At 42.6% G+C, this 277-nt stretch carries 1 pseudogene; it reads left to right on the top strand.

Going from position 1 to position 277, the window contains the following annotated elements:
* A pseudogene (locus tag Q5762_RS38145) lies at positions 1–277 on the top strand (N-6 DNA methylase); the annotation flags it as partial.

Here is a 277-nt window from a genome sequence, read left to right on the forward strand (position 1 = left end):
TCCAAATCGTTTTTTAGAACCCAGTGCAGGAACAGGTGCGTTTATATCCTCATTCAATAATATTGCACCGGAAGCCGATGTCAAAAGTTTTGAAAAAGACCTGCTTACAGGCAAGATTCTTTCGCACCTCTATCCGCAAGATAAAGTGAGACTTGAGGGTTATGAGAAAATGGACGGTCGCTACGCACAACATTTCGATGTAATTGCTTCTAATATTCCTTTTGGTGATGTGTCGGTATTCGACCCGCTACTATCCAATCATGAAATACCCGCCGTC

The sequence above is a fragment of the Streptomyces sp. P9(2023) genome (genome assembly GCF_032436795.1).
GTDB lineage: Bacteria > Actinomycetota > Actinomycetes > Streptomycetales > Streptomycetaceae > Streptomyces.